This is a genomic window from Pseudomonas putida, from assembly GCF_028682475.1.
Lineage (GTDB): Bacteria > Pseudomonadota > Gammaproteobacteria > Pseudomonadales > Pseudomonadaceae > Aquipseudomonas > Aquipseudomonas putida_AG.
This window is the reverse complement of the sequence record NZ_JANHLE010000001.1, coordinates 374,335-393,518: the sequence shown is the minus strand read 5'-3', so window position 1 is coordinate 393,518 and position 19,184 is coordinate 374,335. Positions and strand designations below refer to the sequence as shown.

19 protein-coding genes and 1 tRNA gene are annotated in these 19,184 nt (G+C 64.9%); 3 read left to right on the top strand and 17 right to left on the bottom strand.

Translation table 11 applies throughout. The annotated features are described in order from the left end of the window. Positions 1-38 precede the first annotated feature (38 nt). The gene (locus NPS47_RS01975; protein ID WP_274293438.1) at positions 39-215 is read right to left on the bottom strand and encodes a hypothetical protein; all 177 of its coding nucleotides are present in this window, start codon (positions 213-215) and stop codon (positions 39-41) included. Positions 216-375: 160 nt separating this feature from the next. Between NPS47_RS01975 and NPS47_RS01970 the strand changes: the two genes are divergently transcribed. Next, positions 376-1,119 (top strand): peptidase C39 family protein, encoded by a 744-nt coding sequence (locus NPS47_RS01970; protein ID WP_274293437.1) that lies wholly within the window; start codon positions 376-378, stop codon positions 1,117-1,119. 21 nt (positions 1,120-1,140) lie between these two features. Here the strand turns inward: NPS47_RS01970 and NPS47_RS01965 are convergent, their stop codons facing one another. Next, positions 1,141-2,424, bottom strand: a complete 1,284-nt coding sequence (locus NPS47_RS01965) for an NAD(P)/FAD-dependent oxidoreductase (protein ID WP_274293436.1) — start codon at positions 2,422-2,424, stop codon at positions 1,141-1,143. Between the two features lie 187 nt (positions 2,425-2,611). On the opposite strand from NPS47_RS01965, the gene NPS47_RS01960 reads away from it, so the two are divergent. Both NPS47_RS01960 and NPS47_RS01955 read left to right on the top strand, forming a co-directional pair. Then, positions 2,612-2,688, top strand: a tRNA-Val gene (locus NPS47_RS01960). A gap of 178 nt (positions 2,689-2,866) precedes the next feature. Next, on the top strand, positions 2,867-3,304 hold the full coding sequence (locus NPS47_RS01955) for a hypothetical protein (RefSeq protein WP_274293435.1): 438 nt from the start codon (positions 2,867-2,869) through the stop codon (positions 3,302-3,304). A 110-nt stretch (positions 3,305-3,414) separates the two neighbouring features. Here the strand turns inward: NPS47_RS01955 and paaZ are convergent, their stop codons facing one another. The 15 genes from paaZ to paaF all read right to left on the bottom strand — a co-directional run bounded on the left by paaZ (position 3,415) and on the right by paaF (position 18,973). After that, a complete protein-coding gene (gene paaZ / locus NPS47_RS01950; protein ID WP_274293434.1) occupies positions 3,415-5,469 on the bottom strand; it encodes a phenylacetic acid degradation bifunctional protein PaaZ in 2,055 nt (684 codons plus the stop codon). A gap of 56 nt (positions 5,470-5,525) precedes the next feature. Further along, positions 5,526-6,710: an OprD family porin gene (locus NPS47_RS01945; protein ID WP_274293472.1), complete on the bottom strand. Its 1,185-nt coding sequence runs from the start codon at positions 6,708-6,710 to the stop codon at positions 5,526-5,528. 72 nt (positions 6,711-6,782) lie between these two features. Beyond that, the gene (locus NPS47_RS01940; protein WP_274293433.1) at positions 6,783-8,429 is read right to left on the bottom strand and encodes a cation acetate symporter; all 1,647 of its coding nucleotides are present in this window, start codon (positions 8,427-8,429) and stop codon (positions 6,783-6,785) included. After that, positions 8,426-8,734 (bottom strand): DUF485 domain-containing protein, encoded by a 309-nt coding sequence (locus NPS47_RS01935; RefSeq protein ID WP_274293432.1) that lies wholly within the window; start codon positions 8,732-8,734, stop codon positions 8,426-8,428. The genes NPS47_RS01940 and NPS47_RS01935 overlap by 4 nt, the downstream gene beginning before the upstream one ends. Before the next feature lie 117 nt (positions 8,735-8,851). Continuing rightward, positions 8,852-9,928 (bottom strand): 1,2-phenylacetyl-CoA epoxidase subunit PaaE, encoded by a 1,077-nt coding sequence (gene paaE / locus NPS47_RS01930; protein WP_274293431.1) that lies wholly within the window; start codon positions 9,926-9,928, stop codon positions 8,852-8,854. A 26-nt stretch (positions 9,929-9,954) separates the two neighbouring features. After that, positions 9,955-10,488: a 1,2-phenylacetyl-CoA epoxidase subunit PaaD gene (gene paaD, locus NPS47_RS01925; protein WP_274293430.1), complete on the bottom strand. Its 534-nt coding sequence runs from the start codon at positions 10,486-10,488 to the stop codon at positions 9,955-9,957. Further along, entirely contained in the window at positions 10,475-11,236 is a 762-nt protein-coding gene (paaC, locus tag NPS47_RS01920; protein ID WP_274293429.1) for a 1,2-phenylacetyl-CoA epoxidase subunit PaaC, read from the bottom strand. Before paaC ends, paaD begins: the two co-directional genes overlap by 14 nt. 10 nt (positions 11,237-11,246) lie before the next feature. Continuing rightward, positions 11,247-11,528, bottom strand: coding sequence for a 1,2-phenylacetyl-CoA epoxidase subunit PaaB (gene paaB, locus NPS47_RS01915; protein WP_128324817.1), 282 nt, complete (start codon positions 11,526-11,528; stop codon positions 11,247-11,249). Between the two features lie 27 nt (positions 11,529-11,555). Next, positions 11,556-12,548: a 1,2-phenylacetyl-CoA epoxidase subunit PaaA gene (gene paaA / locus NPS47_RS01910; protein ID WP_274293428.1), complete on the bottom strand. Its 993-nt coding sequence runs from the start codon at positions 12,546-12,548 to the stop codon at positions 11,556-11,558. A 255-nt stretch (positions 12,549-12,803) separates the two neighbouring features. Further along, positions 12,804-14,117 (bottom strand): phenylacetate--CoA ligase PaaK, encoded by a 1,314-nt coding sequence (paaK, locus tag NPS47_RS01905; RefSeq protein ID WP_274293427.1) that lies wholly within the window; start codon positions 14,115-14,117, stop codon positions 12,804-12,806. Between the two features lie 86 nt (positions 14,118-14,203). Continuing rightward, the gene (pcaF, locus tag NPS47_RS01900; protein WP_274293426.1) at positions 14,204-15,409 is read right to left on the bottom strand and encodes a 3-oxoadipyl-CoA thiolase; all 1,206 of its coding nucleotides are present in this window, start codon (positions 15,407-15,409) and stop codon (positions 14,204-14,206) included. Continuing rightward, positions 15,402-15,851: a hydroxyphenylacetyl-CoA thioesterase PaaI gene (paaI, locus tag NPS47_RS01895; protein ID WP_274293425.1), complete on the bottom strand. Its 450-nt coding sequence runs from the start codon at positions 15,849-15,851 to the stop codon at positions 15,402-15,404. The genes pcaF and paaI overlap by 8 nt, the downstream gene beginning before the upstream one ends. Next, positions 15,844-17,361, bottom strand: coding sequence for a 3-hydroxyacyl-CoA dehydrogenase PaaH (paaH, locus tag NPS47_RS01890; protein WP_274293424.1), 1,518 nt, complete (start codon positions 17,359-17,361; stop codon positions 15,844-15,846). Before paaH ends, paaI begins: the two co-directional genes overlap by 8 nt. A 3-nt stretch (positions 17,362-17,364) precedes the next feature. Further along, entirely contained in the window at positions 17,365-18,156 is a 792-nt protein-coding gene (gene paaG, locus NPS47_RS01885) for a 2-(1,2-epoxy-1,2-dihydrophenyl)acetyl-CoA isomerase PaaG (protein WP_274293423.1), read from the bottom strand. Positions 18,157-18,199: 43 nt separating this feature from the next. Beyond that, complete coding sequence (paaF, locus tag NPS47_RS01880) at positions 18,200-18,973, bottom strand: 2,3-dehydroadipyl-CoA hydratase PaaF (protein ID WP_274293422.1); 774 nt, start codon at positions 18,971-18,973, stop codon at positions 18,200-18,202. Positions 18,974-19,184 lie beyond the last annotated feature (211 nt).

The window sequence follows — 19,184 nt, the reverse complement described above, 5'->3', positions numbered from 1 at the left end:
GGGAGCGGGCTTGCCCCGCGATGCTTTTCAGCAATCAATTAGTGCGCACTGGCATGCCGACGACTACGCCGCGTCGGTACGGCCTCACTGGTTGTCTTCGGCAAGGTATGGTGCGGGTGGTGGCGGCGGGCAATCCGCAGCACGCCCCAGAGCATGGCGGCGGCGACGCTCAACCAGGCGCCTACCAGCATGAAAATGGCCATTGTCAGGCTCATGTCTGCCTCCTCAGGTCCCTGGTCAGCCCATGATGCTGGCCACGCGGACACCCCTAGAGTCTAGCCGAAGCCGTCTTTTAAACCATTGACCGATGGTCTAGCCCTTGGGCCGCTTTGTTCTAAGCCGCCTCCACACTATACCCACGCGGCCTGCGGGCCTATGATCGCACCCCAGGGCCGGGCGCTGTCTGCCGGGCATCAGCACAAGCGAGTGTTCATGCTGCCACTGTCTACCTCTTTCTCCGCTATCGCCCCGCGCCGCCTGCTGGCGGCCTGCGCGATGGCCCTGGCCCTGGCCGGTTGCGCCAGCCAGCCTGCTGCAACGACCAAGGGTTTGCCACAACGGGTGGAAATCGGTTCGGTGCCGTTCTACCGCGGCAATGCCAACCAGAGCGCGCCGATGGCGCTGGCAGCGATCCTGTCGCAGCAGGGCGTGCGGATTACCCCGGGTTTGCTCGAGCAACCCTTGGGCCTGCCGCAGGGCGTCGACAAGCTGCAGGGCTCGATGCAGACCGTCGCCCGCCAGTACGGCATGGTGGTTTACCCGCTGGAGCCGAAGCTGAATGCGCTGCTGACCCAGGTGGCTGCCGGCAATCCGGTGCTGCTACGTTTCGAGCAGGGTTCGGCGTTCTGGGGCGAGCCGCGTTATGCCTTGCTGGTCGGTTACGACAGCTACAAGCAACGGGTGCTGCTGCGGGCGGGGAACAGTCGACGTCTGTTGATGGACTTCGACGACTTCGCATCGGCGTGGGACAAGCAGGGGAATTGGGCGGTACTGGTGCAGCCACCGAGCCTGTTGCCGGCTCAGGTTGACCGTCAGCGTTGGCTGAAGGCGGCCAATGACCTGGCCCAGGCGGGCCAGGAACAAGCGGCCCGCCAGGCCGTCAGCGCCCTGGGGCAATGACGGCGCAGGCCGGGCTCGGGCTTAGAAGCCCAGACGGTCGCGCAGGCTGTAGTACCAGGCACCGATGGCGCTGAACGGTACGCGCAGCATCTGACCACCCGGGAACGGGTAGTGCGGCAGTTCGGCGAACGCGTCGAAACGCTCGGCCTGACCACGCAGGGCCTCGGCCAGTACCTTGCCCGCCAGGTGGGTGTAGGTGACACCGTGGCCACTGCAACCCTGGGAGTAGTAGATGTTGTCGCCCAGACGGCCGACCTGTGGCAGGCGCGACAGGGTCAGCAGGAAGTTGCCGGTCCAGGCGTAGTCGATCTTCACGTCCTTGAGCTGCGGGAAGGCCTTGAGCATCTTCGGACGGATGATCGCTTCGATGTTCGCCGGGTCACGGGCACCGTAGACCACGCCGCCACCGAAGATCAGGCGCTTGTCGCCGGTCAGGCGGTAGTAGTCGAGCAGGTAGTTGCAGTCTTCGACGCAGTAGTCTTGCGGCAGCAGGCTGCGCGCCAGTTCTTCGCCCAGCGGCTCGGTGGTGATCACCTGGGTGCCGCATGGCATCGACTTGGCCGCCAGTTCCGGCACCAGGTTGCCCAGGTAGGCGTTACCGGCAACGATGACGAATTTGGCGCGTACTTTACCTTGCGGGGTGTGCACCACCGGGTTGGCGCCACGCTCGATGCGTACGGCTGGGGATTGTTCATAGATCTTGCCGCCCAGCGACTCGACGGCTGCGGCTTCGCCCAGCGCCAGGTTCAGTGGGTGGATATGGCCGCCGCTCATGTCGAGCATGCCGCCCAGGTACTGATCGCAATCGACCACTTCACGAATGCGCTTCTGGTCCATCAGCTCCAGCTGGGTGTGGCCGAAGCGTTCCCACAGGCGCTTTTGCGATTCCAGGTGACCCATCTGCTTGGCGGTCAGGGCGGCGAACACGCCACCGTCTTTCAGATCGCACTGGATGTTGTATTTGGCCACGCGCTCACGGATGATGCGCCCGCCTTCGAAGGCCATCTGGCCGAGCAGTTGCGCCTGCTTGGGGCCGACGGTGCGTTCGATGACGTCGATGTCGCGGCTGTAACTGTTGACGATCTGGCCACCGTTGCGGCCCGAAGCGCCGAAACCGACTTTCGCGGCTTCGAGCACGGTCACGCTGAAGCCCGCTTCCAGCAGGAACAGGGCGCTGGACAGACCGGTGTAGCCGGCGCCGATCACGCAGACATCGGTCTGAACCTCTTCCTGCAGCGCCGGGCGCGGCGGAACCGGATTGGCCGATGCGGCGTAGTAGGACTGAGGGTAGGGGGTATTGGCCATGCTGCGAAACCTCTGTTTTATATTTTTTACGACTGTACCGATGCTATCAATAATAATAAACACCCGCTAGTCGTGTGTTGAAAATCCTTTACCCCGGGTTTTCACAAATACGTTTGTTATTCAGTGGCTTAGCTTGAAAAAAAGAGTTGACACGGGCAGCCGATTCCGTAGAATGCCGCCACACAGCAGGCACATAGCTCAGTTGGTTAGAGCACCACCTTGACATGGTGGGGGTCGTTGGTTCGAGTCCAATTGTGCCTACCAAATCAAATCCGCCCCTGCTGGCGGTACAAAAAAGGCGATCCGAAAGGGTCGCCTTTTTTGCTTTCTGCGATTCCGTTCTGCTACAGACCGGCTATCCGAAGCACAGCCGCTACAGGCAGCAACGCTAGAATTAAGAGGGGGATAACTTCCATGCATCTTGCTTGTAAGGAGTCCTGCGATGAAGATTTTATCTTCACTGGCGCTGGTGACGGCCGTTGGCTGGATGTCAGGTTGCGCTACAGCGCCTGATCATCAGGTCGTCAGCGTCCCTCTGAATGCAACCCACTACAATGCCGGGCAGATTGCCGATGCCACCTTGGTAGCAAGGGGTAGCGAGACGGAAATTCGCATCGCTGTCAGTGGCGTACCCGACAACACGGCAATGCCTGCGCGTCTGTATACCTATCTTTATGCAGGGGCGTGCGGCGGCCTGAGTGGCAAGCCGGCTTATTCGATGAATGAAACCGTGCGTTCAGACCTCAATGGCTCTGGCATCGCGCTGGTGAAGGTCGCGCCCTTGTCGCTCAACAGCCTTCGCTCGGGCAGCTATGCCCTGGTGGTGCGCGGGAGTGCTACCGACGGCAATCACGATCTGTTCTGTGCCAATGTCATCTAGTGTTCTGGTATGACGTTGTGCCCGCTCACCGCGCTGTGGGAGCGGGCTTGCCCCGCGATACGATGTGACTGGCACACCGCAATCGCGGGGCAAGCCCGCTCCCACCGGAGTCAGGCGTTGCGCTTCACCACCAGGGTGAGGATGTCATAGCTGGCGCACAGCTCGCCGTTCTGGTTGGTCACCTCGACGTCCCAGGCCACTACGCCTTGCGGCTCGCCTTTGGGGCTGACCTTGCCCTGGTCGATCTTGCGCTTGCAGGTCAGGCGCGCCTGGATGGTGTCGCCGATGCCCACCGGGGTGATGAAGCGCAGGGTGTCCAGGCCGTAGTTGGCCAGCACCGGCCCGACACCAGGGGAGACGAACAGGCCGGCGGCCGCCGACAGCACGAAGTAGCCGTGGGCGATACGCTTGCCGAACTGCGAGTCCTTGGCGGCAATATCGTCGAAGTGCATATAGAAGTGGTCGCCGGACAGGCAGCCGAAGTTGACCAGATCCGACTCGGTGACGGTGCGGCGGTGAGTCAGCAGCGATTCACCGATCTGCAGGTCCTCGAAGTGGCGGCGGAACGGGTGCACCTCGCTCTCGTAGACCTTGGCACCGCGTACATACTCGCCGGTGACCGCCATCAGCATGCTAGGCGAACCTTGTACCGCAGTGCGCTGCAGGTAGTGCTTGACCGCACGCAGGCCGCCGAGCTCTTCGCCACCGCCGGCACGCCCCGGGCCGCCGTGCTTGAGCTGCGGCAGCGGCGAGCCGTGGCCGGTGGATTCGGCCGCCGATTCGCGGTCGAGAATGTGCAGGCGGCCGTGCAGCGCGGCGGCCGCCGGTACTACCTTGGCGGCGACGCGTGGATCTTTGGTGATCAGGCTGGCGACCAGGCTGCCTTTGCCACGGGCGGCCAGGGCGATGGCTTCGTCGAGGTCGTCGTAGGCCATCAAGGTGCTCACCGGGCCGAATGCCTCGATGTCGTGGGCGCCGCCTTCGGCATGCGGGTCGCGGCTGCGCAGCAGGGTCGGGGCGAAGAACGCGCCTTCGTTGACACCTTCGCCACGTGGGGCGAAACCGTCCTTGGCGCCAAACAGCAGGTCGCTCGATTGCAGCAGTGCTTCGACGCGCTCGGCGACGTCGGCCTGCTGGGCATGCGAGGCCAGTGCGCCCATCCTCACGCCTTCCACCGACGGGTCACCGACCACTACCTTGGCCAGGCGTTCGCGCAGACGCTCGGCGACCGCATCGATGTGCTTGGCCGGGACGATGGCACGGCGAATCGCGGTGCACTTCTGGCCGGCCTTGGTGGTCATCTCACGGGCGACTTCCTTGACGAACAGGTCGAATTCCTCGTCGTCCGGGGTGACTTCCGGGGCGAGGATCGCACAGTTCAGCGAGTCGGCCTCGGCATTGAACGGGATCGAGTTGCGCACCAGGTTGGCGTTGACGCGCAGTTTGGCGGCGGTGTCGGCGGAACCGGTGAAGGTCACCACGTCCTGGCCCTGCAGGCGGTCGAGCAGGTCACCGGTACCACCGACGATCAACTGCAGGCTGCCGGCCGGCAGCAGACCGGATTCGTCCATCAGGCGTACCGCAACTTCGGTCAGGTAGCTGGTGGCGGTGGCCGGTTTGACGATGCACGGCATGCCGGCGAGGAAGCTTGGGGCGAACTTTTCGAGCATGCCCCAGATCGGGAAGTTGAAGGCGTTGATGTGCACGGCGAGGCCGCCGCGCGGTACCAGGATGTGGCTGCCTGCGAAGGTGTTGCCTTTGCTCAGCGGGATGACCGGGCCTTCATGCACCACATTGCCGGACGGCAGCTCGCGGCTGCCCATGCTGGCGTAGGCGAACAGGGTGCCGGCGCCGCCTTCGATGTCGATCCAGCTGTCGGCGCGGGTTGCGCCGCTGTGGTGGGACAGCGCGTAAAGCTGCTCCTTGCGCTCGAGCAGGAACTTGCCGAGGGCCTTGAGGCGTGCGGCACGCTGCTGGAAGTCCATCGCCATCAGTTCGGCGATGCCGCGCTGGCGGGCGTGTGCGACGGCTTCGGCGAAGTCCAGCACCTCTTCATGGGTGCACGCCAGCGGCTGGCCATTGATCGCGCTGCGCAGGGTCTGGGCGCCGTGCTGGCCGATCCAGCGGCCGCCGATGAAGCTTTGCAGGGTGGGGTTGTTGCTCATCAAAATTCTCCAGGGTGTCGGGGGCGGCCGGGCGCCCTTGGGGCCGGCCGCAAGTCTTACCAGAGGGCCAGGGTGTAGCCGAGGATCAGGCGGTTCTCGTCGACGTCGGTGGTCAGCCCGTTGCCGGAACGGAAGGTGACGTTGCGCCAGCGCAAACTCAGGTTCTTCAGTGGGCCGCTCTGCACCACGTAGGCGAGGTCGCTGTCGCGTTCCCATTCTTCGCCGTGGTCGCCGCTTGCAGTCCTGGCGTTGCGGCCGTCGACGTAGCGGGTCATGAAGCTCAGACCGGGTACGCCGAGGGCGGCGAAGTCGTAGTCGTAGCGCAGTTGCCAGGCGTCCTCTTCGGCGCGGGTGAAGGTGTTGAAGGTCACCAGGTTCACCGAGTAGGGGTCGCCGCCATTGAGGAAGGGGAAGGCGCTGTCGCCGGACATGCGCTGCCAGGCCGTGCTGAACCGGTGGCCGCCGTGGCTGAGGCTGAGCATGCCGTTGAAGTTGCGGTTGTCGATCACCCCTGCGCGCTTCTGGCCGTCTTCGCTGCTGTCGAAGTAGCGCAGGTCGCTGCGCAGGCTGAAGCCGCTGCCCAGCGGCAGGGTGTGGATCAGGCCGACGAAGTGCTGGCGGTAGATGTCTTCCAGCTTGCCGTAGTAGTAGCTGACGGCGAGCTGCGGATTGATCGCGTAGCTGCCACCGGCGAAATCGAAGGCGTCGCTGCTGGCCGCGCCGAAGCCGATATCGTCGCGGCTGGACGAGTCGCGCAGGTTGGCGCGGGTCAGGCGCCCGCCGTTCAAGGTCAGCCCGTCGATCTCCTGGGAGGTCAACATGCCGCCCTGGAAAGTGGCGGACAGCAAGCGGGTGTCGTTGTAGGTGACTACCGGCAGCAACGGCTGCAGGGTGCCCATACGCAGAGTGCTCTTGGAGGCTCGAAGCTTGCCGGTCAGGCCCAGCTCGCTGTAGTCGTCCACCGGTTCGTGGCTGTTCGGGCCAAAGGGCAGCAGACCGGTGCCACGGCGGTCGCGGCTGGAGTCGAGCTTGATGCCCAGCTCGCCGATGGCGTCCACGCCCACGCCGACAGCACCTTCAGTGAAGCCGGATTCCAGGCGCGCGGTGAAGCCCTGGCCCCATTCCTCGGCCTTGGCCTGCGGCGCGCCACTCTGGCGGAAGTCGCGGTTGAGGTAGTGGTTGCGCAGCTCCAGGGTGCCTTTGCTGTCTTCGATGAAGCCGGCCATGGCCACGGGGGACATGGCCAGGCCAAGCGCCGCCAGCAGCGGCGCGGGGTAACGGATATTGGTCATTGTTATTGTTGTTCCGTTGAGTCAGTGACGGTTGGCGGCAGCTGCACCAATGCCGGTCATGGAGCGGATGAACTGGGCCAGGTAGCGGCCACGTTCGGTTTCGGCGCGGGCTGAGCGGTCGGTCACCGAGAACACCCAGGCACCGAGGAACGCCAGGCTCATGGAGAACAGCGCCGGGTTCGAGTAGGGGAACAGCGCCTTTTCATGGTGCAGCACCCCGACCCAGACCACCGGGCTCAGTACCAGCAGGACGACAGCGGAAGCCAGGCCGACCAGGCTGCCGGCAACGGCGCCACGGGTGGTCAGGCCCTTCCAGAACATCGACAGGAACAGCACCGGGAAGTTGACCGAGGCGGCGATGGCCAGCACCAGGCCGGACAGGAAGGCAATGTTCTGCGACTCGAACAGCAAGCCGAGAATCACCGCCAGCGCGCCGATAACCAGAGTGGCCAGGCGCGACATGCGCATCTCTTCGCGTTCGCTGGCCTGGCCCTTGCGGATCACGCAGGCGTACAGGTCGTGGGCCACCGCCGAGGCGCCGGACAGCGCCAGGCCGGCGACCACGGCGAGGATGGTGGCGAAGGCCACCGCCGAGATAAAGCCGAGGAACAGGTTGCCGCCCACTGCCTGGGCGAGGTGTACCGCAACCATGTTGCCGCCACCGACAATCGCGCCGCTGGCATCGCGGAATGTCGAGTCGGTACCGACGATGACGATAGCGCCGAAGCCGATGGCAATCAGCAGCACATAGAAATAGCCGATGAAGCCGGTGGCGTAGAGCACGCTCTTGCGCGCTTCGCGGGCGTCCTTGACGGTGAAGAAGCGCATCAGGATGTGCGGCAGGCCGGCGGTGCCGAACATCATGCCGACCGCGAGCGAAAGGGTGTCAATGGGATTGCCCAGCAGTCCGCCCGGAGCCATGATCGCCTGGCCCTTGGAGTGCACGGCGGCAGCGCCGGCGAACATCGCCTCGGTGCTGAAGTTGAAGTGCTTGAGCACCGCGTAGGCCATGAAGGTGGCGCCGCAGAGCAGCATCACCGCCTTGATGATCTGTACCCAGGTGGTGGCGAGCATGCCGCCGAAGGTCACATAGAAAACGATCAGCACACCCACCAGCAGTACCGCATGCAGGTAGCTGATGCCGAACAGCAGTTCGATCAGCTTGCCGGCGCCGACCATCTGCGCCATCAGGTACATCAGCGCGACGATCAGCGTGCCGACAGCGGCGACGATACGGATCGGGGTCTGCTCCAGGCGGTAGGAGACCACGTCGGCGAAGGTGTACTTGCCGAGGTTACGCAGCCGTTCGGCGATCAGGAACAGGATGATCGGCCAGGCCGCGACCACGCCCAGGGAGTAGAGCAGGCCATCGTAGCCGGCCATGAAGATCATCGCCGAGATGCCCAGGAACGACGCGGCGCTGATCATGTCGCCGGCAATCGCCAGGCCGTTCTGCAGGCCGCTGATGCCACCGCCGGCGGTGTAGAAGTCGCTGGCCGAGCGGGTGCGCAGGGCGGCCCAGCGGGTGATGCCAAGGGTGAACAGGACGAACACCAGGAACATGCCGATGGCGTTCCAGTTCAGCGGCCGCGCGGCGGCTTCGCCGGCCACGGCGGCGCCGCTTGCCAATAGGCCAGCGCCGAGCAACAGCAGACGAGAAGTCTTCATTGCTGAGCCTCCTGCTGCAGTTTTGCCACGAGCGGGTCGAGCACCTGGTTGGTCTGGCGCACGTAGAAGGCGGTGAGAATGAACGAGAGCAGGATGACCACCACCGCCACAGGAATGCCGATACTGGTGGCGCCGCCGTTGAGTGGTTGGCCAAGCAACCCGGGGGCGAATGCCATCGTCAACACGAAGCCGTAGTAGATCGCCAGCATCGTCAGGGTCAGCGACCAGGTCAGACGCTGCTTGCGGCGCACCAGCTGGATGAAGTCCGGATGCTGTCGGAGACGCTCGTGGTCTTGTGGGGTCATGGTTTCACGCTCTCTTGTTGTGATTGTCGAGTCAGTGTTTTCAGGGGTACGGCAAAGCCCAGACCTAGGCAGGCATCACTTCGCCAGGGAAGTGATGCCTGCCTAGGACCGGGCGGGTCAGAGCTGGTCGAAGTCGAGGACGACCTTGTCGCTGATCGGGAACGCCTGGCAGGACAGCACATAGCCCGCCGCCACCTCGTAGTCCTCGAGGGCGAAGTTGCTGTCCATTTCCACTTCGCCTTCGATCACCTTGCACTTGCAGGTCGAGCACACCCCGGCCTTGCACGAGTAGGGCAGTTCGGCGCCGTGTTCGTTGCCGGCGTCGAGCACGCTGGCGCTGTTGCGCGCCAGCTCGAAGGACAGCTCGCGGCCGTCGCTGATCACGGTGATCTGGCTCTTGGCACTGTCGACCTGGGCGGCGGCCTGGCGCGCTTCGCGTTTCTGCGTGCTGCCAACGGCGGCGAACAGTTCGAAGTGGATGCGCTCGGCGGGCATGCCGTTGGCCTTGAGCTGGTCGCGCACGGTTTCGGTCATCGCCTGCGGGCCGCAGATGAAGGCGGCGTCGAGCGCCTTGACATCGAGCCAGCGGCTGAACAGCTGCGCGCATTTGTCGGCGTCGATGCGGCCGTTGTAGAGGTCGACGTCCTGTTGCTCGCGGCTGAACACGAAGATCAGGTTGAGGCGCTGCAGGTAGCGGTTTTTCAGGTCTTCGAGCTGTTCGCGAAACAGCGCGGAGTTGCTCGAACGGTTGCCGTAGAGCAGGGTGAAGCTGCTGTGCGGTTCGCGCTCCAGGGTAGTCTTGATGATCGACAGGATCGGCGTGATGCCACTGCCGGCGGCCACCGCCAGGTAACGGCCGTGGCGAGCGGCATCGAGTGGCACGTAGAAGTGTCCGGACGGCGGCATCACTTCCAGGCTCTGCCCGGCCTTGAGGCTGTCGTTGGCGTGAGCGGAGAACAACCCGCCGGGCACGCGCTTGATCGCTACACGCAGCTCGCCGTCGTTGACCCCGGTGCAGATCGAGTACGAGCGGCGTACTTCCTGACCTTCGAGGTGGGTACGCATCACCAGGTGCTGGCCCTGGGTGAAGGAAAAATCGTTGGCCAGCTCGGCCGGTACGTCGAAGGCGATCGACACCGCGTCGCGGGTCTCCGGGCGCACTTCTTTAATCTTCAGGCTGTGGAACTTGCTCATTGTTTTTGTCTCCGGCAGCGCGCTGCTCAGATGCACTTGAAGTAGTCGAAAGGCTCGCGGCAGTCGATGCAGCGGTACAGCGCCTTGCAGGCGGTCGAGCCGAATTCGCTGAGGCGTTCGGTGTGCGCACTGCCGCACTGCGGGCAGCACACCGCATCGTTCTCACCGAGCAGGCTGCGCTTGCTGGTGCTGCCGGCAGGTGGGGCGATGCCATAGGCGTGCAGGCGCTCACGGCCGCTGTCGCTGATCCAGTCGGTGGTCCACGCCGGGGTCAGCCGGCGTTCCAGTTGCGGCGCGGCGAAGCCAGCCTGTTGCAGGGCGTCGGCGATGTCTTGCTCGATCACCTCGGTGGCCGGGCAGCCGGAATAGGTCGGGGTGACCACCACATGCAAGTGGCCCCCTTGCCAGTCGAGGCCGCGCACGATGCCGAGATCGACCACGCTGACCACCGGGACTTCCGGGTCCATCACTTCGCCGAGCACCGCCCAGGCCTGCTCCAGGTCGTTGGCCTGCAACGGGCGCGCGCCGAGGTCGCTGGCGATCAGCTCACCAGGTCGCATCGGGATAGGCTCGCGGCAAGAACTGCATTTCGGCCAGCAGGATGCCCAGGTGCTCGCTGTGCACACCGCGGCGTCCGCTGAGGTAGAAGTGGCTGGGCGCTGCCGGTACCGGCAGGGTGGCCGATGTGAACACTTCGTCGACCTTGGCGCGCCAGGCACTGGCGATGGCTTGCGGCTGTGCGATGACGCCAGCGTCGGCCAGGCGTTGCTCTACCTCGTCGCCATCTGTCAGTTCGACGGTAAAGCGCCATACCTGCTCGATGGCCGCCAGCATGCGCCGGTGGCTTTCCTCGGTGCCGTCGCCCAGACGCTCGACCCACTCGCCGGAGCGACGCAGGTGGTAGGTGACTTCTTTCAGTGCCTTGGCAGCGATGCCGGCGACGCGCTCGTCGCTGGAGCTGCTGAGGGCGCTCAATACCTGGAAGTGCCAGGCATCGTAGAGGAACTGTTTGACGATGGTGACCGCGTAGTCGCCGTTGGGTTGTTCGACCAGCAGCAGGTTGCGGTAGGCGCGCTCGTCGCGACGGTACGCCAGGTGGTCGGCATCGCGGCCGTCGGCCAGCAGCTCGGCGGCGTAGTCCAGCCAGTTGCGCGCCTGGCCGACCAGGTCGAGGCCGACGTTCATCAGCGCCAGTTCTTCTTCCAGTGCCGGGGCCTTGCCGCACCATTCGCACAGACGCTGGCCCTGGATCAGGGCGCTGTCGCCGAGGCGCAGCAGGTATTGGATGAGGTCTTCTCGTTGGGTCATGGCAGTGGCCTCACATGTGACCGACTTCGGCCGGCAGCTCGTAGAAGCTGGCGTGGCGGTAGACCTTGTCTTCCGAGGGCACGAACAGCGGGTCTTTCTCGTCCGGCGAGGACGCGGTGATCAGCGCCGAAGGCACCACCCACAGGCTCACACCCTCGTTGCGGCGGGTGTACAGCTCGCGCGCGTTCTCGATCGCCATGGCGGCGTCGGCGGCATGCACGCTGCCGACGTGCTTGTGGTTGAGGCCGTGCTTGCTGCGCACGAAAACTTCGAACAGGGTCCATTCGGACATGGCGGGGTTCTCCAAATCAGGGCTGGATCAAGCGGCGTCGCGCTTGGATTGTTGTTTTTTGGCGTGGGCGATCGCGGCCTGGCGCACCCAGGCGCCGTCCTCGATGGCCTTGCGGCGGGTGGCGACGCGTTCGGCGTTGCACGGGCCGTTGCCCTTGAGCACGTCGTAGAACTCGTCCCACTGGATGGCGCCGAAGTCGTAGTGGCCGCGTTCTTCGTTCCACTTCAGGTCCGGGTCCGGTGCGGTGCAGCCGAGCAGCTCGAGTTGCGGAATGGTCTGGTCGACGAAGCGCTGGCGCAGTTCATCGTTGCCCTGGCGCTTGATCTTCCAGGCCATCGACTGGGCGCTGTTCGGCGAGTGTTCGTCGCTTGGGCCGAACATCATCAGCGCCGGCCACCACAGGCGGTTGATCGCGTCCTGGACCATGTCCTTCTGCGCCTGGGTGCCTTCTTTCATCATGGTCAGCAGCAGTTGGTAGCCCTGGCGCTGGTGAAAGCTCTCTTCCTTGCAGATACGGATCATTGCCCGCGAGTAGGGGCCGTAGGAGGTGCGCTGCAGCACCACCTGGTTGACGATCGCCGCACCGTCGACCAGCCAGCCGACTGCGCCCATGTCGGCCCAGCTCAGGGTCGGGTAGTTGAAGATGCTCGAGTACTTGGCCTTGCCGCTGTGCAGCTTGGCGATTTCCTCGTCGCGGTCGGCGCCGAGGGTTTCCATCGCGCTGTACAGGTACAGGCCGTGACCGGCTTCGTCCTGGATCTTGGCCATCAGCTGCAGCTTGCGCTTGAGGGTCGGCGCGCGGGTTACCCAGTTGCCTTCGGGCAGCATGCCGACGATTTCCGAGTGGGCGTGCTGGGAGATCTGGCGGATCAGGGTCTGCCGGTAGGCGTCGGGCATCCAGTTCTTTGCCTCGATCTTGATCTCGGCGTCGATCTTCTCTTGGAAGGCGCGCTCCTCGGGGGACATTTCGTCCAGCGCCTTGACCCGCTTAACGCCGGTCTCAACCAGTTGTGCGTACATGCTGCGTCTCCAGCCTTTTAAAGGTTTTTGTCGGGAGGCCTTGGCCATGGCTGTATTTTTAAATGATACAAAAATAAATATCAAACATTAAATTGTGTGTCGCATGTGATTTTTGTATCACGTCGTCGGCCCTGACGCTTTTCGGGCAGACCGGTGGGAGCGGGCTTGCCCCGCGAATCGCGGGGCAAGCCCGCTCCCACCGGGACAGAAGGCAAAAAAAAGCCCCGCCGGAGCGGGGCTGGGTGCCGGCTGTGATCAGCCCTGGCTGCGTTTGTCGTACACGTGGCAGGCCTTGCCCTCAGAGCGTTTCAGGCTGTGTGCAGGCTGGATCAGCACGCGCGCGCTGATGCCGATATGGGTCTTGATCTGTTTGCTCAGCTCGTTGCCGATCAGTTTCTGCTGGTCGGCGTCCAGGCCTTGCAGCTCCTGCTTGAGTTCCACGTGCACATCCATGCCGTCGAGGTTGCCATTGCGATACAGATGTATCTCGTAGCACTCTGAAAGTTGTTTTATTTTCAGTACCTGCTCTTCGATCTGCGTAGGGAACACGTTGACCCCGCGGATGATCAGCATGTCGTCGCTGCGCCCGGTGATCTTGTCGATGCGCCGCATCGGCCGTGCGGTGCCCGGCAGCAGGCGGGTGAGGTCGCGGGTGCGGTAGCGGACCATCGGCAGCGCTTCTTTACTGAGCGAGGTGAACACCAGCTCGCCGTATTCGCCGTCCGGCAGCACCGCGCCGGTCACCGGGTCGATGATTTCCGGGTAGAAATGGTCTTCCCAGACGGTCGGGCCGTCTTTGGTTTCGGCGCATTCCATGGCCACGCCTGGGCCCATGATTTCCGACAGGCCGTAGATGTCGAGGGCGGTGATGCCCATGCGCTCCTCGACCGCGCGACGCAGTTCGGCGGTCCAGGGTTCGGCGCCAAAAATACCCAGGCGCAGCGCCAGCTTGTGCGGGTCAATGCCCTGGCGCTCGATCTCGTCGGCGATATTGAGCATGTACGAAGGGGTGACCATGATGATGTCCGGCTGGAAATCACGGATCAGCTGAACCTGCTTCTCGGTCTGGCCACCGGACATCGGGATCACCGTGCAACCCAGGCGCTCGGCACCGTAGTGCGCGCCCAGGCCGCCGGTGAACAGCCCGTAACCATAGGAGATCTGCACCTTGTCGCCACGCCGGCCGCCGGCCGCGCGGATCGAACGGGCGACCACGTTGGCCCAGGTGTTGATGTCATTTTGCGTATAACCAACCACGGTCGGCTTGCCGGTGGTGCCGCTGGAGGCATGCAGGCGCACGACGTCGTGCATCGGCACGGCGAACATGCCGTAGGGGTAGTTGTCGCGCAGGTCGTTCTTGCCGGTGAACGGGAATTTGGCCAGGTCATCCAGCGATTTCAGGTCGTCCGGGTGCACGCCCAGGCTGTCGAAGCGCTGCTTGTACAGCGGCACGTTCTGGTAGGCGTGGTTGAGGCTCCAGCGCAGGCGCTCCAGCTGGTGCTGGCGCAACTGATCGATGCTGGCGGTTTCCATCGGATCAAGCGGGGATGTGTTAGCAATCATATTCATGGTTTCACTCGAATTATTTTTGTGCATTGGCCCGCACGCAGGCCTTTGAGTGCTGATGAGCAGAATAACCTTCGGCGGCTGACGTGTCAGAGCCGCTCGATGATCAGTGCAATGCCCTGACCGACGCCGATGCACATGGTGCACAGTGCGTAGCGGCCCTGGCGTTCTTCCAGTTCGTGCAGCGCGGTGGTGACCAGGCGCGCGCCGCTCATGCCCAGCGGGTGGCCGAGGGCGATGGCGCCGCCGTTCGGGTTGACCCGCGCGTCGTCGTCATCCAGACCGAGCTCGCGCAATACCGCCAGGCCCTGGGCGGCGAAGGCTTCGTTGAGTTCGATGACGTCCATGTCGGCCAGGCTCAGGCCGGCCAGTTCCAGAACTTTGCGCGTGGCCGGCACCGGGCCGATGCCCATCAGGCGCGGCTCGACCCCGGCAGTGGCCATCGCCACCACCCGGCCACGGGCTTTGAGGCCATGGCGTTCGGCGGCTTGCGGGCTGGCCAGCAGCAGCGCGCAGGCGCCATCGTTGACCCCCGAGGCGTTGCCGGCGGTGACACTACCGCCCTGGCGGAACGGCGTGCCGAGCCTGGCCAGCTGCTCAAGGGTAGTGTCGCCGCGTGGGTGTTCATCGTGCTCGACGCGTTTGGCCGGGCCTTTGCGCTGGGCGATCTCTACCGCCACGATCTCCTTGGCCAGGCGGCCGCTGGCCTGGGCTGCGGCGGCCTTGTGCTGGCTGCGCAGGGCGAAGGCGTCCTGGTCGGCGCGCGAGACATTGAACTGCGCGGCGACGTTTTCGGCGGTTTCCGGCATCGAGTCGGTGCCGAATTGCGCCTGCAGCAGCGGGTTGATGAAGCGCCAGCCGATGGTGGTGTCGAAGATTTCCGCGCTGCGGCCGAAGGCCTGCTCGGATTTGCCCATGACAAACGGGGCGCGCGACATCGACTCGACGCCGCCGGCGATCATCAGCCCGGCTTCGCCACAGCGGAGGGTGCGTGCGGCGAAGCCGATGGCGTCCAGGCCGGAACCGCACAGGCGGTTCAGCGTGGTGCCCGGCACGCTGACCGGCAGGCCGGCGAGCAGCGCAGACATATGCGCGACGTTGCGGTTGTCTTCGCCGGCCTGGTTGGCGCAGCCGTAGATCACATCGTCGATGGCGCTCCAGTCCAGTTGCGGGTGGCGCTGTTGCAGGGCCTTCAGCGGGATCGCGCCGAGGTCGTCGGCACGCACGCTGGAGAGGGCGCCGGCGTAACGGCCGATGGGGGTACGGATGGCGTCGATGATCAGGGCGTCATTCATTCGGGGTCTCCTGCGCCAGCACGGTGCCGCGCACTTTGTAGGACTTGCCACGGAACAGGGCGATCAACTGGCCGTGCTGGTTTTCGATGCGTACGTCGTAGTTGCCGGTGCGGCCACTGCGGCTCAGCTCGCTGGCGTGCGCGGTCAGGGTGTCGCCCAGGCGTGCCGGGGCGACGTAATCAATGCTGCAGCCGATCGCCACACAGGCGTCGTTGTAACTGTTGCAGGCGAAGGCGAACGCCGAGTCGGCGAGGGCGAACAGGTAGCCGCCATGGCAGGTGCCGTGGCCCTGGATCATGTCTTCGCGCACGCTCATGCCGATCATCGTCCGGCCTGGCGCGACCGACAGCAGGCGCATGCCCAGTCGCTGGCTGGCGGTATCGCGTTCGAACATTTCCTCGGCGCAGCGGGTGGCCAGTGACAAAGCCTCGTGGTTAGTCATGGAAGCGTCTCCCTTCGGCGACCAGGCGGCGCAGCAGCAGGGAAGGGCGATAACGCTCCTCGCCATAGCTGGCCTGCAGATTTTCCAGGATGCGCAGCACGCCCGGCAGGCCAATCGCATCGGCCCAGGCCAGCGGGCCCTGCGGGTAATTCACTCCGGCGCGCATCGCCAGGTCGATATCGGCGGCGCTGCCGACACCCTGCAGCACCGCGTCGGCGCCTTCGTTGGCGAGCATCGCAACGCTGCGCAGCACGGCCAGGCCAGGCAGGTCGGCGAGCGGGCTGACCTTGATGCCGGCACGCTGCAACAGGGCCACGGCCTGGTCGCGGGCGGTGTCGCTGGTGTCGGCGGCGCAAGCAATGGCCAGGCGGCCGGCGTTGGCATAGTCCAGCGCCAGGTCGATCAGCACCAGGTTGCGCACGCCATCTTCTTGAGCGCGCTGGCTGGCCAGACGTCCGTCGGACAGGGCCAGCAACGCATCGCCGACCCGCAACACGCCGCTGCCGTCACGCCGTACCACCTGCACGCCGGCATCCTGCAGGCGCTGGACCAGCGGTTCGGCGACACCCAGGTGGCCTTCGACCACGCAGCAGTCGACGCTGGCGGTGCTGCTCAGTTCGGCCGGCTGTGGACGTTCGGCACCTTCAGCATAGTTATAGAAGCCGTGGCCGCTTTTGCGTCCGAGGCGGCCAGCATCGACCAGCTCCTTCTGGATCAGCGACGGCTGGAAGCGCATGTCGTTGTAATAGGCGGCGAACACCGAGCAGGTCACGGCGTAGTTGACGTCGTGGCCGATCAGGTCGGTGAGCTCGAAGGCACCCATGCGAAAGCCGCCAGCGTCGCGCAGCAGGGCATCGAGGGTCGCGCAGTCGGCGGCGCCTTCCTGCAGCAGGCGCAGGCTTTCGGCGTAGAACGGCCGGGCCACGCGGTTGACGATGAAGCCGGGGGTGGATTTGGTGTGTACCGGCTGTTTACCCCAGGCGCTTGCGGTGGCGTACAGCTGTTCGGCCAGTGCGCGTGGCGTGGCCAGGCCGGAGACGATCTCGACCAGCGCCATCAGCGGCGCCGGGTTGAAGAAGTGCATGCCGATCACCCGCTCGGGGTGGGCGAGACCGGCGGCCAGGCTGGTGATCGACAGCGACGAAGTGTTGCTGGCGAAGATGCAGTCGGCGCTGCACAGCGCTTCCAGTTGGCGCAGCAGGCCGCGTTTGACCTCAAGGTTCTCGACAATCGCCTCGATCACCAGGCCGGCATCGGCCAGTGCTTCAATGGCGTCGGCCGGTTGCAGGCGGGCCACGGTGGCGGCGCGCGCCTCGGCGCTGAGCCGGCCTTTTTCCACCAGTTTGCCGAGCTGCCGGTCGATGCCGTCGATGGCCTGGGCGGCAGCGCCGGGACGGGCGTCATGCAGTTTCACCGGATGGCCGGCCTGCGCCGCCACCTGGGCGATACCGGCACCCATGGCGCCGGCGCCGATCACGGCGACGACGGTGCTGAGATTCAGTGCGCTCATCGCTTAGCGTCCCTTGAAGGCTGGGGTGCGTTTGGCCATGAAGGCGCTGACGCCTTCGCGGTAATCCTCGCTGCGTCCGGCCAGGCGCTGCAGGTCGCGCTCAAGCTCCAGCTGTTCGTCGAAGCTGTTGTTCAGGCTGGCGTTCAGGCTGCGCTTGATCAGCGCCAGGCCGTAGGTCGGCTGGGTCGCCAGGTGGCGCGCCAGCTTCAGCGCTTCGCTGCGCAGTTCGGCGTCGTCGACCACGCGGTAGATCAGCCCCCACTGTTCGGCCTGTTCGGCGCTCAGGCGCTCGCCGAGCAGCATCAGCGCTTTGGCGCGGGCGGTGCCGACCAGGCGCGGCAAGGTCCAGGTGCCGCCGGAGTCGGGGATCAGGCCGATCTTGCAGAAGGCCTGGATAAAGCTGGCCGAACGCGCCGCCAGGACCAGGTCGCAGGCCAGCGGAATGTTCGCCCCGGCCCCGGCGGCGACGCCGTTGACCGCGCAGATCACCGGCAGCGGCAGGTCGCGCAGGGCGCGGATCAGCGGGTTGTAGTACTGCTCGATGGATTCGCCCAGGTCCGGCGCGGCGGCGCCAGGGGCGACGTTGCGGTCGCCAAGGTCCTGGCCTGCGCAAAAACCACGGCCTTCGCCGCTGAGCAACAGCACGCGCACGTCGGGGTTCTGCCGTACCTGTTTGAGGGCTTCGCGCACTTCAGCGTGCATCTGTGCGTTGAAGCTGTTGAGTTGTTCCGGGCGATTCAGGCTGAGGGTGGCAACGCCTTCCTCGATGGCAAACAGGATGTGCTGGAAATTCATCGCAGGGGTGCTCTAGGGATAACCAGGGAAGAGGCAGCCAGGCTTACTGGCCGGTGAATTCGGGGCGGCGCTTGGCCTGGAAAGCGGCGATGCCTTCATTGCGGTCGGCAGTGCCGGCCAGCACGGTGAAGGCGTGGCGCTCGAAGCGCAGGCCGCTGGCCAGGTCCGTGTCCTGGGCCTTGAGCAGCGCTTCCTTGGCCAGGCGCACCGCCAAGGGCGCTTTCTGCGCGATCACGCGAGCGATGGCGATGGCGCGATCGACGGTGAACTCGGGCTGGGTCACTTCACTGATCAGCCCGGCACGCTGGGCGAAGCGTGCATCGATGGCTTCGCCGGTGAGCACCATCTGCATGGCCAGCGATTTACCGACTGCGCGCAGCAGGCGTTGGGTGCCACCGGCGCCGGGCATGATGCCGAGGTTGATTTCCGGCTGGCCGAAGCGCGCGTCTTCGCCGGCGATGAGGATGTCGGCGTGCATCGCCAGTTCACAGCCGCCGCCCAGGCAAAAGCCGTTGACCGCGGCGATCAATGGTTTGGAGAAGGCGGCGATGCGCTGCCAATGGGCGACGCGCGGGTCGTTGAGGATGCCGACCATATCGCGTTCGGCCATCTCCTTTATATCGGCGCCGGCGGCAAACGCCTTGCGGCTGCCGGTGATGACCACGGCGCGGGTGTCGGGATCGCGTTCGGCGAGTTCCAGTTCGGCCGCCAGTTCGCCGAGCAGCTCGGTGTTCAGGGCGTTCAGCGCTTCCGGGCGCTGCAGGGTAATCAGGCGGACGCCCGCTTCGGGGGCAAGAACGGCAAGGGTGCGAGGCATCGAACGCTCCTCAGGCTGCACGCACGGCTTGGTTGGCCGGCTAGTTATTGGTGGTTGCGGCGGTCTGGCAGGCAGCGACGAGGGCGCCTGCCGGGGCCGACTTTTTCCGAGTATACGCACAAAGCGATACAAAACAACAATGCAAAACAATTATTTTGTGTCTTATGTGTTGGCGTTTTTGTGGCGCCAGAAATCGATCGATGCCCAGCAA